This window comes from Paraburkholderia sp. Clong3, assembly GCF_050436485.1.
In the GTDB taxonomy this organism is placed as follows: domain Bacteria; phylum Pseudomonadota; class Gammaproteobacteria; order Burkholderiales; family Burkholderiaceae; genus Paraburkholderia; species Paraburkholderia tuberum.
Map to the genome: position 1 here is coordinate 1,773,689 of NZ_JBNDMH010000002.1, position 14,785 is coordinate 1,788,473.

At 63.1% G+C, this 14,785-nt stretch carries 15 protein-coding genes and 1 pseudogene; 10 read left to right on the forward strand and 6 right to left on the reverse strand.

Translation table 11 applies throughout. The annotated features are described in order from the left end of the window. Positions 1–282: 282 nt before the first annotated feature. Genes OKW30_RS12370 through OKW30_RS12380 form a run of 3 tightly spaced genes read left to right on the forward strand, consistent with a single transcriptional unit; the run spans position 283 to position 3,171 of the window. Complete coding sequence (locus tag OKW30_RS12370) at positions 283–1,104, forward strand: ATP-binding cassette domain-containing protein (RefSeq protein ID WP_429346815.1); 822 nt, start codon at positions 283–285, stop codon at positions 1,102–1,104. Continuing rightward, positions 1,097–2,137: an ABC transporter permease gene (locus OKW30_RS12375; protein WP_429346816.1), complete on the forward strand. Its 1,041-nt coding sequence runs from the start codon at positions 1,097–1,099 to the stop codon at positions 2,135–2,137. Before OKW30_RS12370 ends, OKW30_RS12375 begins: the two co-directional genes overlap by 8 nt. A gap of 29 nt (positions 2,138–2,166) precedes the next feature. Continuing rightward, positions 2,167–3,171 (forward strand): substrate-binding domain-containing protein, encoded by a 1,005-nt coding sequence (locus OKW30_RS12380; protein ID WP_429292600.1) that lies wholly within the window; start codon positions 2,167–2,169, stop codon positions 3,169–3,171. Positions 3,172–3,221: 50 nt separating this feature from the next. Here the strand turns inward: OKW30_RS12380 and OKW30_RS12385 are convergent, their stop codons facing one another. Continuing rightward, entirely contained in the window at positions 3,222–4,667 is a 1,446-nt protein-coding gene (locus OKW30_RS12385) for a DEAD/DEAH box helicase (RefSeq protein WP_429346817.1), read from the reverse strand. Between the two features lie 92 nt (positions 4,668–4,759). Here OKW30_RS12385 and OKW30_RS12390 point away from each other — a divergent pair, with 92 nt between their 5' ends. The 3 genes from OKW30_RS12390 (at position 4,760) to OKW30_RS12400 (ending at position 7,384) form a co-directional block, all read left to right on the forward strand. Then, the gene (locus OKW30_RS12390) at positions 4,760–5,368 is read left to right on the forward strand and encodes a TetR/AcrR family transcriptional regulator (protein ID WP_429346818.1); all 609 of its coding nucleotides are present in this window, start codon (positions 4,760–4,762) and stop codon (positions 5,366–5,368) included. 109 nt (positions 5,369–5,477) lie between these two features. Then, on the forward strand, positions 5,478–6,287 hold the full coding sequence (locus OKW30_RS12395; protein ID WP_184032694.1) for an oxidoreductase: 810 nt from the start codon (positions 5,478–5,480) through the stop codon (positions 6,285–6,287). Positions 6,288–6,382: 95 nt separating this feature from the next. Beyond that, positions 6,383–7,384 (forward strand): NADP-dependent oxidoreductase, encoded by a 1,002-nt coding sequence (locus tag OKW30_RS12400; protein ID WP_429346819.1) that lies wholly within the window; start codon positions 6,383–6,385, stop codon positions 7,382–7,384. 85 nt (positions 7,385–7,469) lie between these two features. On the opposite strand, the gene OKW30_RS12405 is transcribed toward OKW30_RS12400, so the two are convergent. Together OKW30_RS12405 and OKW30_RS12410 are read right to left on the reverse strand one after the other, a co-directional pair. Continuing rightward, entirely contained in the window at positions 7,470–8,885 is a 1,416-nt protein-coding gene (locus OKW30_RS12405; RefSeq protein ID WP_429346820.1) for an MFS transporter, read from the reverse strand. 60 nt (positions 8,886–8,945) lie between these two features. Then, positions 8,946–10,118: a M20 aminoacylase family protein gene (locus tag OKW30_RS12410; RefSeq protein ID WP_429346821.1), complete on the reverse strand. Its 1,173-nt coding sequence runs from the start codon at positions 10,116–10,118 to the stop codon at positions 8,946–8,948. A 170-nt stretch (positions 10,119–10,288) separates the two neighbouring features. Between OKW30_RS12410 and OKW30_RS12415 the strand changes: the two genes are divergently transcribed. Then, positions 10,289–11,239, forward strand: a complete 951-nt coding sequence (locus OKW30_RS12415; protein ID WP_184070122.1) for a LysR substrate-binding domain-containing protein — start codon at positions 10,289–10,291, stop codon at positions 11,237–11,239. 37 nt (positions 11,240–11,276) lie between these two features. Here the strand turns inward: OKW30_RS12415 and OKW30_RS12420 are convergent, their stop codons facing one another. Continuing rightward, the gene (locus OKW30_RS12420; RefSeq protein WP_429346822.1) at positions 11,277–12,170 is read right to left on the reverse strand and encodes a LysR family transcriptional regulator ArgP; all 894 of its coding nucleotides are present in this window, start codon (positions 12,168–12,170) and stop codon (positions 11,277–11,279) included. A gap of 117 nt (positions 12,171–12,287) precedes the next feature. Between OKW30_RS12420 and OKW30_RS12425 the strand changes: the two genes are divergently transcribed. The 3 genes from OKW30_RS12425 to OKW30_RS12435 all read left to right on the forward strand — a co-directional run bounded on the left by OKW30_RS12425 (position 12,288) and on the right by OKW30_RS12435 (position 13,504). Next, the gene (locus OKW30_RS12425; RefSeq protein ID WP_184070126.1) at positions 12,288–12,917 is read left to right on the forward strand and encodes a LysE/ArgO family amino acid transporter; all 630 of its coding nucleotides are present in this window, start codon (positions 12,288–12,290) and stop codon (positions 12,915–12,917) included. A gap of 203 nt (positions 12,918–13,120) precedes the next feature. Further along, positions 13,121–13,285, forward strand: a complete 165-nt coding sequence (locus OKW30_RS12430) for a hypothetical protein (protein WP_184062126.1) — start codon at positions 13,121–13,123, stop codon at positions 13,283–13,285. A gap of 57 nt (positions 13,286–13,342) precedes the next feature. Then, positions 13,343–13,504, forward strand: coding sequence for a DUF1328 domain-containing protein (locus tag OKW30_RS12435; protein ID WP_013089029.1), 162 nt, complete (start codon positions 13,343–13,345; stop codon positions 13,502–13,504). Between the two features lie 249 nt (positions 13,505–13,753). Here the strand turns inward: OKW30_RS12435 and OKW30_RS12440 are convergent. Both OKW30_RS12440 and rfbC read right to left on the reverse strand, forming a co-directional pair. Next, positions 13,754–14,302, reverse strand: a pseudogene (locus tag OKW30_RS12440) (GNAT family N-acetyltransferase); the annotation flags it as partial. Next, positions 14,194–14,745 carry a dTDP-4-dehydrorhamnose 3,5-epimerase gene (rfbC, locus tag OKW30_RS12445; RefSeq protein WP_184070130.1) on the reverse strand — a complete coding sequence of 184 codons (552 nt, stop codon included), beginning with the start codon at positions 14,743–14,745 and terminating at the stop codon, positions 14,194–14,196. The pseudogene OKW30_RS12440 and the gene rfbC, both read right to left, overlap by 109 nt. Between the last annotated feature and the right edge of the window lie 40 nt (positions 14,746–14,785).

Below are 14,785 nucleotides of genomic sequence, written 5' to 3' on the forward strand. Positions count from 1 at the left end.
TTTTTGACCGGGCGTTTGTGGCCGCTCGTCCTGTGGGGACCCTTCCGACGCGCTTCTTCTATCCCTCAGGTTGTGCGTTGTTCAAGTGCCCAGGACTAATATTTTCCCGATGAAATATAAGCGCTCTCGTAAGCGATTCTTGAACTGGACTCTAAGGCTTGCTAAATTTCAGGGACATTTCCAACGTAAGTTGATGCGGCGATCGATAAGCAAAGGGGAAAGATCTATGGCTGTCGTCGTTCACAACATCGCTGTGGGTCATTCGAGCTGGAGCGTGGCGTGATGCCGAACCAGGCAGCGCCCGGTACGTGCGCCTATCAGCATATCGTGCGCGCCCAAGGTATCAGCCTGTCCTACGGCAAGATACAGGCGCTGTCCGGCATCGATCTGGCCATTGGGCGGAACGAGATCGTCGGCCTGATCGGTGATAACGGCGCGGGTAAGTCGACGCTCATCAAGGTACTGACTGGTGTCGTGCGGCCGAGCACGGGCAAGCTGTTCATCCGCGACGAGGAGGTCGACTGGAACCGCTTTTCGGTGCGCGAGGCGCACCGACTGCGCTTCGAGACGGTCTATCAGGAAAAATCGCTGGGCGAGAAGCAGCCGCTGTGGCGTAATTTTTTTGTCGGCCGGCAGATCACCAACCGGTTCGGCTTCATCAAAGTTGCCGAACAGCGGCGCATTGCCAACGATATTTTGAAGCGCCAGCTCGGTTTCCGCGGCGTGGGGATCGACGCGGATTCGCTGATTGCGAAACTCTCCGGTGGCGAGCGCCAGGGCATCGCGATCGGACGGGCGATGTATTTCGACAGCGATCTGATCATTCTCGATGAACCCACGGTTGCGCTTGCCATTAGCGAGGTACGTAAGGTTCTCGACTTCGTACGGTCGATCAAGGAGTCCGGCCGCGCCTGCATCTACATCGAACATAACCTCGCCCATGTGCACGAGCTCGCCGATCGGCTCGTCGTGCTCGATCGTGGCCAGATCGTCGCGGATATGAAGTCGGGTGAGATGAGCCTCGAGGAACTCACCCGGTTCTTGATTTCGCTACAGCAGAGCGGGCACGGGCCGGCGATGGCTGCGGGGCAAGGACGTGAGTGATCCGATAAAAGACGAACAGCCGGCGCGGCTGGTGCGTTTTCGCCTGCCGGATTTTGCACGCATCGAGGGAGTGCCGAGCCTGGTCGTGTTCGCGTCGGTGGTCGGCCTGTTCATGGCAACCGCACCGCGCGTCTTTTTAGGCTGGCCAATCTACTTCTCGTTCCTGACCACCGTGCCACCGCTGGCGGTGTTGGCGATCGGGCTCACTCTGGTGGTTGCGGCGGGGGAAATTGATCTGTCCTTCCCCTCCGTGATGGCATTCTCGGGCTTCCTGTTCGCCTGGTGCGTGAACACCACCGGATCAGCCTGGCTAGCCGCGATCGCGGCATTGGCGGGCGGCGCGCTGGTCGGCGTGGTGAACGGGGTGCTGGTCGCGGTGGTCGGTGTGCCTTCGATCATCGTGACAATCGGCACGCAGTTCCTCTGGGCTGGGGTTGCTTCGATCCTGTCCGGCGGGCTCTCCAATGCGCTACAGGAGCTCGCCAACGGTTCAGCCTATGCAGTATTCGCGGGCACGTTGTTCGGTGTGATCCCGATGCAAGCGCTCTGGGCGCTCGGGCTTGCAGTGTTCATGTGGTTCATCCTCAATCGTCACCGTTTTGGCGAGCACCTGCTGTTCATCGGAGACAACCGAAACGTGGCGAAGGTCGTGGGCATCAATGTCGTGCGTGAGACGGTGAAATTGTTCACGCTGATGGGTGTGCTGGCCGGTTTCGCCACGGTGCTGCTCACGCTCGAGAATCTGAACTATTTTTCAACCCAGGGGCAGGGCTATCTGCTGCCGGCGCTGGCCGGCGTGTTCATCGGCGGAACCTCGGTGTTTGGTGGCACGGCGACGATCGTGGGTACCTTCTTCGGCACTTTCGTGATAGGCATGCTGGAGGCCGGAATCGTTGCGACAGGTATCGCCGGCTTCTGGGTACAGGCGATCGAAGGGGTGGTGTTCATCGTCGCTGTGACGCTGCATCTGTTGGTAGAGAATCCCGCCAAGCTGCGCGTGTTGCGCGAAAGATTCAGGCTTGGGGGGCGATAAAGCCGTTAAATCAGGAGAAAGGAGCAGAAATGATCAAGATCATGACGGGATCCCTCCTGGGGGCGGGTATTCTCGCGTTTGGCCTCGCGCAGACGGCCGGTGCCACTGAGCCGACCACGACTGGGCCGCTCGGCGCCGGTATGACAATGTATATGCAGATGGGCGGAAACCCTGGCGACGGCGCGACGCTGCCACGTCAGACCGGGGCTGCGGACGCGGGGCATGCCTTAGGCATCAAGGTGATCGAGCAGTTCTCGGCCTGGAGCCCAGAGACAATGCTTGCGCAGTTTCGCCAGGCGATGGCGGCGCATCCGACGTGCATCGGCATCATGGGCCATCCGGGCGATCCAGCCTTCGCACCACTGATCAAGCAGGCGGTCGACCAGGGCATCATCGTTACCGTCGGCAACACGCCGCTACCCGAGAACCAGAAACTTTACGACGCGAAGGGCTTCGGCTACGCCGGCGTCGAACTCTACGTAGGCGGGCAGATCACCGCGCAGGCGATGCTCAACGCTGGGATCAAGAAGGGCGACGAGGCGCTGGAATACGGTGTGTTCAACGAGAGTGTGCGCAGTCAGTCTGACCGTGGCCTTGCCGAAACGCTGGAGAAGGCCGGCGTAAAGGTGACCAGGCTCAATATCTCACCTCAGGTGGATTCCGATTCATCGCTCGCCGTGCCGATCCTGGTCGCCTTTATCCAGGCGCACCCTAATCTGAAGGCGATTGGGACTCAGCACGGCGGTGTAACCGGGTTCATTCCGCAGGCGCTCCAGCAGGCTGGCAAGAAGCCGGGGCAAATCATCATTGGTGGCATCGATCTGGCACCGGCCACGATTTCGGGGCTGCAGAGCAAATACATCACCGCGACGCTCGACCAGCAACTTTATCTGCAAGGCTTCCTGCCGGTCACGCAATGCGTGCTCTCGGCTGCTTATCATTTCGCGGGACTGACCATCAACACCGGCGCAGGTGTCCAAACACCTGCGACGATCGACTCGCTCATTCCGTTGATCAAACGCGGAATCCGCTAAGGTCGGATGATGTGAGATGGAATGGCGTGTGTGTTGCCGTCACACACGGATCAGGGTTGGCGTTTGCCGCGACCACCAGCGGGTTTGCCAGCCGGCTTACGTGAACCCGCAGCTGGCTTGCTGGCGGGTTTGCTGCGTGGCTTTTGCACGCTGAATGGGCTACCGCTGGACAAGCTTGTGCCTTTACCCGCGGCCACAGCGCGTTGCGCTGCAGGCTTGCGTTTGTTTTCGCCACTTTGCGGGCGCGGTTTTTTGCTGAGCACCTGCATGGCGCCCGGCGCAGCTTGCGGCACTTTGGGCTTCTTGGGCTTTTTGGGTTTCTTGATGATCTGGCCCGTCGCGCTAGTTTGCGGCACGCGGTGTTCGGCTTCAAAACCCGGCTCTTCTTCACGGGGCAGCGTTTGCCGGATCAGCGCTTCAATCGCGGCCAGTTGCGGGGCTTCATCGGCGCACACAAGGGACACCGCCACGCCGCTGGCGCCCGCTCGGCCGGTACGGCCAATACGGTGCACGTAGTCTTGCGCCACGATCGGCAGATCAACGTTGATCACCAGCGGCAGATCGTCGATATCCAGCCCGCGCGCAGCCACATCGGTAGCTACCAGCATATGTACTTCGCCCGTCTTGAAGCGCTCCAGCGCACGCAGGCGCGCGGGTTGCGGTTTGTCGCCGTGGATCGTTTCGACCGCATAGCCCGCTTCATCCAGCATGGCCGCCAGGTAATCCACGCCATTGCGGGTTTTGACGAACACCAGCGCGTGCTGCCAGTCGTTCTCAGCCACAAGGTGCATGAAAAGGTCGGGCTTGTTCTTTTTATCCACCGGCACCACCCACTGCTTGATCTTACTGGCCGTGGCATTGGGCGGGCTGACGCTGATATTGACCGGGCCGCGCAGAATGCCCGCCGCCATGGCGCGGATCTCATCGGTAAACGTGGCAGAGAACAGCAGGGTCTGGCGCTGAGCGGGCAAGGCAGCAAAGACGGCGTTGAGCTCGCGCGCAAAGCCCAGATCCAGCATGCGGTCGGCTTCATCCAGCACCAGCGTTTGTACCTGATCAAACTGCACTGCGTTCTGGCGATGGAGATCTAGCAAACGGCCCGGCGTGGCGACGAGCACGTCCACGCCTTTGCGCAACTTCATCATCTGCGGGTTGATGCTCACACCGCCGTAGGCGGCCAGAAATCGTAAGTCGAGGCCTTTGCCGTAAGCGATAAAGCTTTGCAGCACCTGTTCGGCCAGTTCACGCGTGGGCACCAGCACCAGAACACGCGCGCGGTTGCTGGACACCGCCGGGCCCTGTTGCACCAGCCGTTGCAACAGCGGCAGCGCAAAACCCGCCGTTTTGCCCGTGCCGGTCTGTGCCGCAGCCATGACGTCCTTGCCACTGAGCACAGCAGGAATCGCCTTGGCCTGCACCGGCGTAGGTGTCTGGTAATTGAGGTCCTGCACATTGCGCAGCAAGGGATCGATCAGGCCAAGCGAGGCAAAAGACATTGGCGTATTCCGGGCTAAAGCCGCAATTCTAGCGGTTACCGCCTGAACCGTCGGTCTCTGGATGGCCCCTGCAAATCCCGCCGGAATGATATATGATGGTCATCATGAAAAATCCACCAATCACCCGGAAGCCAGCCAGCCGCAAGGAAATCACGCACGAGCGCATCGTCGAGGTCGCCGCACGCGCGATTCGGCGCAGCGGCTACGACGGCACGGGCGTGGCTGACATCATGAAGGAGGCAGGTCTGACGCATGGCGGCTTCTATGCCCATTTCCCGTCGCGCGAGGTGCTGCTTGCCGAAGCCGCTGACCGCGCCGGAGCTGAATCCGTGGCGCTGTCGGAGCGTATCGCCGCGTCCGTGCCGCCGGAACAGGCGTTGCCGGCGATGATGCGCGCCTATCTGTCGAAGGAGCATTGCGAGGGCATCGAGACAGGTTGCCCGATCTCTGCCCTCGGCTCGGAGATGCCGCGCCAGGCGCCGGCCGTACGGCGCGCGGCCACCCGCCGCATCAAGGAGATGATCGATGTCGTTGCGCGCCAATTGCCCGATTGGGGTCAGCCAGGCGGGCACGAACAGGCGCTTTTGATGGTCGCCACAATGGTTGGCACGATGGTGATGGCGCGTGCCGTCGACGACCCCAAACTATCGGAGAGTTTTCTTGAAGCGGCATTGAAAAAACTCGCACCGACTGATGCGTAAAAACGCCGGCCCTGTGCCGGTTTTCGTTGGACCACAAATATGACTGCCATCATATTCGAGTGAAACGAACGCTCAACCAACCACGCAAAGACATCTTGGGAAGAACATCATGCAAACCAAAATAGCGCTCGTGACGGGCGCCTCGTCAGGAATCGGCGAAGCCACGGCAAAGCGGCTTGCGAAGGCCGGATACAAGGTCTACGGCACCAGTCGGCGCGGCCAACGAGCCGGCCAACAGTCGTTCGACATGCTGCCGCTCGATGTGACCAGCGATGCATCCGTTGCAGCCGCCGTCAGCGAAGTGCTGCGCCTGCAGGGCCGCATCGACCTGCTGGTGAACAATGCCGGTTTCGGCGTCGCCCCTGCCGCCGCGGAAGAGAGTTCGATCGACCAGGCACGCACGATCTTCGATACGAACTTCTTCGGGATCATCCGCATGACGCGTGCTGTCGTGCCTCATATGCGGCGACAACGCAGCGGCCGCATCATCAACATCGGTTCCGTGCTCGGTTTTCTACCAATGCCCTATATGGCGCTGTATTCCGCCACCAAGCACGCGGTGGCAGGTTATTCGGAGTCGCTCGACCATGAGTTGCGTACGCTGGGCATCCGCGTATCGGTCATTGAACCTGCCTACATCAAGACGCCTTTCGACGCGAACTTCATCGCGCCCGACGCCCCTCTCGACGAATACCGCGAGGTGCGCTCGGCCGTGGACAAGCGAGTGAAGGAAGTGGTCGAGGGCGCCGACGGTCCCGAGGTCGTGGCCGAAACCGTACTGCAGGCCGCCATCGCGGCTCGTCCGAAACTCCGCTATACCGCTGGCGGACTCGCCGCCCGTCTGCGATTGCTGCGCAGATTTGCACCCGCTGGACTGGTGGACGCCGGTATCCGCAAAGATCTGCGGCTGGCAACGTAGACGACGTGACTGTCCCCTCCCTGTTCAAAGGCTCTGCATCCGTGCTACTGCCAGCGAAACAACCAGACTTAACGAGCAACTGACAAGGAACCATGATGCAAGCATTCGTCGTCGATCGATATGGACGCAAGAATGGCTTACGATCCGACGATATGCCGGTTCCAGAACCGTGCGAGGACGACGTATTGATCCAGATCCACGCCGCGGGCGTGAACCCGCTCGATGCCAAAATCAGAGACGGAGAGTTCAAGCTCATTTTGCCCTATCGTTTGCCGCTGATTTTGGGCAACGATCTGGCAGGGGTTGTCGTGCGCGTCGGCTCGCGCGTGCGGCGATTCAATCCCGGCGACGAGGTCTACGCGCGCCCGCACAAGGATCACATCGGCACTTTCGCGGAATTCATTGCGGTCAAAGAGGATGGCGTGGCCCTCAAGCCGACAGCGCTCACGATGGAGGAAGCGGCTTCAATCCCGCTGGTGGGATTGACCGCCTGGCAGGCGCTGATCGAAAAAGGGCAATTGAAGAAAGGGCAGAAAGTGCTGATACATGCCGGCTCGGGCGGTGTCGGCAGCTTCGCCATTCAACTGGCGAAGCATGTGGGCGCGACCGTCGCGACAACAGCGAGCGCGCGGAATATCGAACTGGTGAAGCAACTCGGCGCGGATATCGTCATCGATTACAGGAAAGACGACTTTGCGACCATCCTGAAGGACTACGACCTGGTACTGGATACGCAAGGCGGCAATGCGCTCGAGAAGTCGCTGCGTGTGCTCAAGCCGGGTGGCAAACTCATCGGGATCGCCGGTCCGCCTGATGCCGAATTTGCGAAAGAGATCGGTGCGTCGTGGTTCCTGAAAACGCTGATGCGCTTTCTGAGTTATCGCATCAGAAAGGCCGCGAAACGTCATGACGTCAGCTATACATTTCTCTTTATGCGGGCCAGCGCAGAACAGCTCAGCCGGATTGCCGCACTGATCGACGCGCGAGCGATACGACCCGTCATCGATCGGGTCTTTCCGTTTGAGTCGACCCAGGAGGCTTTGGCTTATGTCGAAACCGGACGTACCAAGGGTAAGGTTGTCATCAAGATCCGATAGTCAGCGTGAAGCAGGGCAAATGGCAAAAGAGGCGCGATCGAAAAGATCGCGCCTCTTTTTGCAGCGGACCCCGATCGCCATCACGTCAATCGATCGCCCTACCCGCGGTCTCTCGCATGAACGGCAACGGCAGCAACGACACGACGCTGCAACCGATCAGATACCACGCCGGCGCGAGATTGCTGCCCGAAATCTGGATCAGCCAGGTCGCGAAAAACTGCGCGAAGCCGCCGAAGACCGACACGCCGAGGCAGTACACGATCGACATGCCGGTCGCGCGGATCGCGCGCGGAAACAGCTCGGGCAGCATCACGATATTGGGCACCGCGGTGAACGTGACGAGCAGCGCGAGGCCCGCGACCACCGCAAGCAGCACCGGCACCGTCGGCGACGCGTTGATCGTCATGAAGGCCGGGTAGACGGCGAGAATCAGCAGCACGCGCGATACCCACAGCACGCGCTTGCGGCCGACCCGATCCGACAGCGCGCCCGCGAACGGCGAGCAGATCACCGTGACCACCGCACCGGTCCACGCGGCCCACAGCGCGGTCGCCATCGGCAGATGCAGGATGCGGATCGCGTACGTCGACAGGTAGAACAGCACGATGTAGTTCGCCGCGGTGCCCCCGATCGTCGTCAGCACGCCGGTCGTGATCGAGCGCGCGTGGTCGCGGAACAGGTCGCGCACAGGTAGCGACGGAACTTGCGCAGCGGGCTTCGCAACGGTATCCGAAGCAGCCTGCGCAACAGCGCCGCCAGACGCTGCCGTGCCATCTTCAACACCCGGCAGCGTCTCGTCGAGATGCCGCCGGATATAGATGCCGACCGGCCCCATCGCCATGCCGATCAAGAACGGCACGCGCCAGCCCCAGCTTTCGAGCGCGGCCGGCGACAGCGTCGCGGCCAGGGCAACGCCGAGCAGCGACCCCACCACCGTGTTCATCCCCTGGCTCACGAACTGCCAGCTGCCGTAGAAGCCGCGCGTGCGATCGCTGCCGTATTCGAGCAGCAGCGCCGTCGATGCGCCCACCTCGCCGCCCAGCGCGAAACCCTGGATCAGCCGCGCGAGAATCACGAGCAGCGGCGCCGCGACGCCGATCGCCGCATAGGTCGGCGCGAACGCGATGATCGCGGAACCGAGCGTCATCAGCCACAGCGTCAGGCTCATCGCGGCCTTGCGTCCGGCGCGGTCCGCGTAGCCCCCCAGCACGATGCCGCCCACCGGCCGCATGATGAAGCCGACGCCGAACGTGCCGACCGCGAGCATCAGCTGCACGAGCTGACCTTCGACCGGGAAATACAGCTTGCCGATGATCGTCGCGAAGAAGCTGTAAATCGTGAAGTCGAAAAACTCGAGGCCGTTGCCGAGCGTGATCGCGGCGATCGCCTTCGCGTGGCCGACGCGCTTTTGAGGTTCATCGGCGAGGCGCTGCGCATCGAGCGCATCGAGCGCATCGAGCCCATTGGCGCTCGCGGACCGCGGTGTGGCTGAATAGTCCATCTGTGTCTCCGTCATTATCTTGTGGCTGCTACGGCAAGGCGCTCGCGCGCCGCCGCCGCGTCAAACGAGGAACGTCTGCGCGAGCTTGACCCAGTAGGCCGCGCCGGTCGCGAGGCAAGCGTCGTTGAAGTCGTAGCCGGGGTTGTGGACCATGCAGCCGCCCTCGCCGTCGCCATTGCCGATGATCAGATAGCTGCCCGCGCAGCGTTCGAGCAGGAACGCGAAGTCCTCGCTGCCGGTCAGCGGTTGCATGTCGTGAATCAGCCCGTCGACGCCCAGCCAGTCGAGCGCGACCTGGCGCGCGAGCGCGGTCATGGCCGCATCGTTGACGAGCACCGGGTAGCGGCGCTGATAGTCGACCTCGGCACGCGCGCCGAACACGGCCGCCTGCCCGGTCACGACCTCGGTGATGCGCTGCTGCAGATGGTCACGCACCTCGGGCCGCAGCGCGCGCACCGACAGGCGCATCTCGGCGGTTTCGGGGATCACGTTCGGCGCTTCGCCCGCGTGAATCGCGCCGACCGTGATGATCGACATATCGAGCGGCGCGATGTTGCGCGACACGATCGACTGCAGCGCGAGCACGATCTGCGCGCACACGACGACCGGATCGACCGCCTTGTGCGGCACCGCGCCATGGCCGCCGCGGCCGATCACCTTGATGATCACCGTATCCGACGACGCCATGAACGACCCCGGCATGAAGCCCAGCTTGGCCGTAGGAAAGCCCGGCATGTTGTGCATCGCGAACACGGCGTCGCAGGGAAACTGTTCGAACAGGCCGTCGTCGAGCATTTTCTTCGCGCCGGCGAGCCCTTCCTCGGCCGGCTGGAAGATCAGATTCAGCGTGCCGTCGAAGCTTTTTTCGCGCGCCAGATGCCTGGCGGCGGCGAGCAGCATCGCCGTATGGCCGTCGTGACCGCATGCGTGCATCTTGCCGGGCAGCTTGCTCGCGTACGGCAGGCCCGTGGTTTCGTGGATCGGCAGCGCGTCCATGTCAGCGCGCAGGCCGAGCCGGCGGGTGCCGTGGCCGAGCTTCAGTTGCCCGACCACGCCGGTCTGCCCCAAGCCGCGATGGACGCTGTAGCCCCACTCCCGCAGGCGGTCGGCGACCAGATCGCCGGTTGCGAACTCCTCGTAGGCCAGCTCCGGATGCGCGTGGATGCTGCGTCGCAGCGCGATCATTTCCTGTTCGACTTCGGCGATGCCCGCCGGAATGACCATCGTGTCCATACCATCTCCTGTCGATCGGACCTGGCGCTTCAGCGCTTGGTCCGATCCCATGCAACTGGTTGCGCCCCTGTCAGCGTGAACCCAGCATAGCGGCGCCGAGATTCGGGCGGCAGGCGTAAAATCGTTGCGGGTGCCAACCCATGGTTGCCCCTTTCACGCATCTCATTCGAATGAAACTGCATCAGCTCAATACCTTGGCGGCGATCGCCGATACCGGAAGTATCCGGGCGGCCGCGCGCTCGCTGGGGCTTTCCCCGGCCGCCGTGACCAAGGCGATGCGCGAGCTCGAAGCCGATCTGCACGCGCCGCTCGTCGTGCGCAGCGCGAGCGGTGTCGCGTTCACCGAGTTCGGCCGTGCGCTCGTCGTGCATGCGCGGCTCGTGCTCGGCCAGTTGCAGCGCGCGCAAGCCGAGATCGAGGCGTTGCGCGGAGCCGCCGCCGGCAAGCTGTCGATCGGCGTCACGCCGTGGGTCGCGCTGACTTTTCTGCCGCCTGCCGTGCGGCGTTTTCGCGAGCGGATGCCGGAGGTGCAACTGGAATTTTTCGAAGGCCTGCTCGCGGTCGTGCAGCCGCGTCTGCGCGACGGCAGCCTCGATTTTTCGATCGGTCGGCCGCCGCCCGCGTCGCCGCAGTCGGAGTTTCAGAACGCGCCGCTCTTTTCGACGCATGCGGCGGTGGTCGCGCGGCGCGAGCATCCGAAGGCCGGCTGCCGCACGCTGCTCGACCTTCAAGACGCGGAATGGATACTGAACTGGGACCCGGCGAGCCGCGAGTCGATGTCGAACAATCTGTTCGTCAAGCGCGGCATGCCGGTGCCGCACACGATCGTGCTCGCGCATTCGCTCGCGATCGTGCTGGGCCTGCTCGCGCACACGGACATGGTCAGCATCTTTCCGTGGCCGCTCGTCGAGGCGATACGCGCGAAGGAAAACCTGTGGGCGCTGCCGCTGCGTGAAACGCTGGACGAAACCGTCATCAGCATCACGTCGCGGCGTGGCGCGCCCACGAGCCCGGCGGCCGCCTGCTTTCTCGACTGCCTGCGCGAGACGATCGACGAAGGCGCGCGCTCGCAGGACCCGGAACAGCGCCGCCTGTTTCATTCGATCGAGCTGTTGCTATAGCAGCTGCCGCATTTCTGCATGCGGCACCGCCGCGTAGTCAATCGAGAAACTCGCCCGCCCGCTTTCTGAGCATCGCGCTGAAATCGTCGAGCCAGCCGATCGACAGACGCCAGCTCTGCCAGTACAGATCGACGTCGATATGCTTGCCCGGCGCGATCTCGACCAGTTCGCCGCGCTGCAGAGGCCCGGCGATCATCCGCTCGGGACACATGCCCCAGCCGAGGCTCATCACGCACGCGCGCAAAAAACCGGCGACGTGCGGAATCCAGTGCAGCGGCGGATCGAGTTCCGCGCGCGTAATGCGCCGCATGAAGCGCTTTTGCAGCTGATCCTTCGGATTGAAGTCGACGCACGGCGTGCGCCGCAGGCTGTCGCGCGTGACGCCGTCGACGAAATAGCGCGCGAAAAACGCCGGCGAGCACACCGCCAGGTATCGCATGCGGCCGAGGCGCGTCGAGCGACAGCCCTGCACCGGTTCGGCCTGCGTCGTGATCGCGCCCTGCACGCTGCCGTCGCGAATGCGCTGCGCGGTGTAGTCCTGGTCTTCGATCACGAGGTCGAGCAGCATTTCGCGTTCGACGCAGAACGGCGCGACCGCGTCGATGAACCAGGTGCCGACGCTGTCGTCGTTGACCGCGACGCGCAGTGCCGGCCACTGCTCGACGAGCGCGCCGGGCAGTGCCGGCAGGCGGCCGTTCAGCTCCGCTTCGAGCAGTTGCACGCGTTCGGTATGGCGGCATAGCAGCGCGCCCGAGGTGGTCGCGACGCACGGCTGCCCGCGTTTCACGAGCACGCTGCCGACGCGCTCCTCGAGCAGCTTGACCCGCTGCGACACCGCGGACGGCGTGATATTGAGCTCGCTCGCGGCACGGTCGAACGAGCCGTGGCGGACCACGGCGGCCAGCGCGTCGAGCAAGGCGTAGTCGAGCATTAGCGTTCCTTAATCGGCATTAAGCAAATTAGCTTCTCTTATGAGATGCCAACCCGCAGACTAGCGCTGTTGGATTTTCCCGTCTATCCCCGCTGCTTTCCTTTTTCCGGACCATTTATGAACTGGTTGTCTTTTTCCCATGGCGCGGCGCTGTGCGCGTCGCTGATCGTCACGATCGGCGCGCAGAACGCGTTCGTGCTGCGGCAGGGCATCATGCGCTCGCATGTCGGCAAGATCGTGCTGTTGTGCACGTTGTCCGATTTCATTCTGATCGGCGCGGGCGTCGGCGGCGCCGCGGTGCTGATGGAGCGTTTCCCGCGCTTCGTGCACGCGATGCTCTATGTTGGGCTCGCGTATCTCGCCTGGTTCGGCATCAGCGCGCTGCGCCGCGCGGTGCGGCCCGGACACGCGGTGCTCGATGGCTCGGCCGGCGCGTCCCGCGATCAGGCGCCGCCTGCGCAACGCGCGCTGCCGACCATCCTGATGACGCTTGCGTTCACGTGGCTCAATCCGCACGTCTATCTGGACACGTTCCTGTTGATCGGCACGGCCGGCGCGCGTGAGCCGGAAGGCGCGCGGGTCGCCTTCGCGCTCGGCGCGATGACGGTCAGCGCGGTGTGGTTCGTCGCGCTCGGCTATGGCGCTCGCATGCTCGCGCCGCTGTTTCGCCGCGCAACCGCGTGGCGCGTGCTGGATGGCGCGATCGGCAGCATGGTGTTGCTGCTCGCGTTCACGCAATTGCGTTGAGCGTTCGACGCGGGCCTTATTTCAGCGCCGATTCTTGCGGCTCGCCTCGCGCGGCGGGCGCATCGGCTTCGTCGCGCGGCACGAGGTTCATCAGCCGCGCGAGCACCGGACACTTCAGCAGCGACTGCTGGTAAGCCTCCTTCGCCCGGGCATCGAAATAGCGCCCCGTCTCGACCTCCGGCAGACGCAGCGCGAGGCCGCCGATGTCGTCGACGGGCCAGCCGCCGCGCGCGGCGGACCGCTGCGCTTGGCGGGCGGCGCTCGTCGGCTATCTGATCGTGAATCGCTGGAACGTCGGCGGCAATCAAGCGATGGCACATCTATTGCTGAAATCCGCTCGCCGGCATCTCACCCGTGAAGCCGCGTGACGTACGCAACGGGGCGCCGTTCAAACGTCATTTCAACAATCCACCGGTGGAGGCACCATGCTTCGATACGCTGTGATTTTCTTCATCATCGCCATCATCGCCGCAGTGTTCGGCTTTGGAGGCATTGCCGCGGGCGCAACCGAAATCGCCAAGGTGTTGTTCTTCATCTTCCTGGTGATCTTCCTCGTCACCCTGCTGATGGGCGTGATCCGACGCTGACGGCTGCATACAGCGTTCGGTGAATTCACGCCTCGCCCGATGCGAACCGGCCACGCTGCGTGGGTACCGCGTTGAGGATTGCGCGGCCGCTGTCGCCGTTGCAATACTTGCCGCAGCATATTGCAATAGTTGCCGAAGCATCGGGCGCTTCAACTCTGCTTTCCTTCCGCTTCTTTTCTCCGTATGCCGGAGGCGTATGCGGCATCGCTTCAGGCCGCATACGCGATCTGCGGCGTCATGGAACGCGATCTGCTGCGTGGCCGGTTGCGGCGTATCGAGTGCGAGTTGCACATAGCCACGCCTCGCGGCCCAATGTTCGGCGAACGCGATCAGTAACGTGCCGATGCCGCGCGTCTGCCATGCGGGATCGACCGCGAACTGACGCAGGCTCGCGACATCGCCGTGCCGGTATAGCTCGCACGATGCTTCGCCATCCGAAGCATAAAGCGTCATCGTGCCGACGATGTGTCCTTCATACACCGCGACATGGCAATCGCCGCGCAGCACACGGCCGCGGGTCGTCTCGATGGTCTGATCCACGCACGTGCAATTGAGCCCCTGCGCGCCGGGCGGCGCAAACGCGCGACCCACATAGCGGACCGGAACGGATTGCGGATGGCTTGCGCGACGCTTCACGTTGAGCACCTCGTACTGACTGGATGCCCGACGTGTAGGGTTGGCCCTGTCGTTCACGAGATGTTTTCGGCCTCGTACAGACGACGGCCCGCCGCATCCTTGCTGCCGAGGATGGGCTGAAAGTCGATCGGCCACTCGATGCCGATGTCGGGATCGGACCACAGCAGGCAGCGCTCGAGCTCGGGGAACCAGTACTCGGTGGTCTTCCACATGCATTCGGCGACATCGGACAGCACGACGAAGCCGTGCGCGAAACCGGGCGGCACCCAGATCTGCCGATGATTGGCTTCGCTCAGATACTCGCCGCTCCATTTGCCGAAGTTCGGTGAGTTCAGGCGCACGTCGACCGAGACGTCGAAGATCTCGCCGCGCACGACGCGCAGCAGCCGCCCCTGGGGACGCTGCACCTGATAGTGCAAGCCGCGCAGCACGCCATGCACGGCGCGCAGATGGCGGTCCTGCACGAAGTTGAAACCTTGCGCGACGTCGTCCGAAAACTCGTCCGCGCTGAAACTCTCGAAGCAGAAGCCGAACTCGTCGATGAACACTTCCGGCTCGATGAGTTTCACCTCCGGCAATGCCGTCGCCATGACCCTGTTGCCCATCGCCACTGTGCTCGTAAAAAGGCTGGCCAGCGAACATACG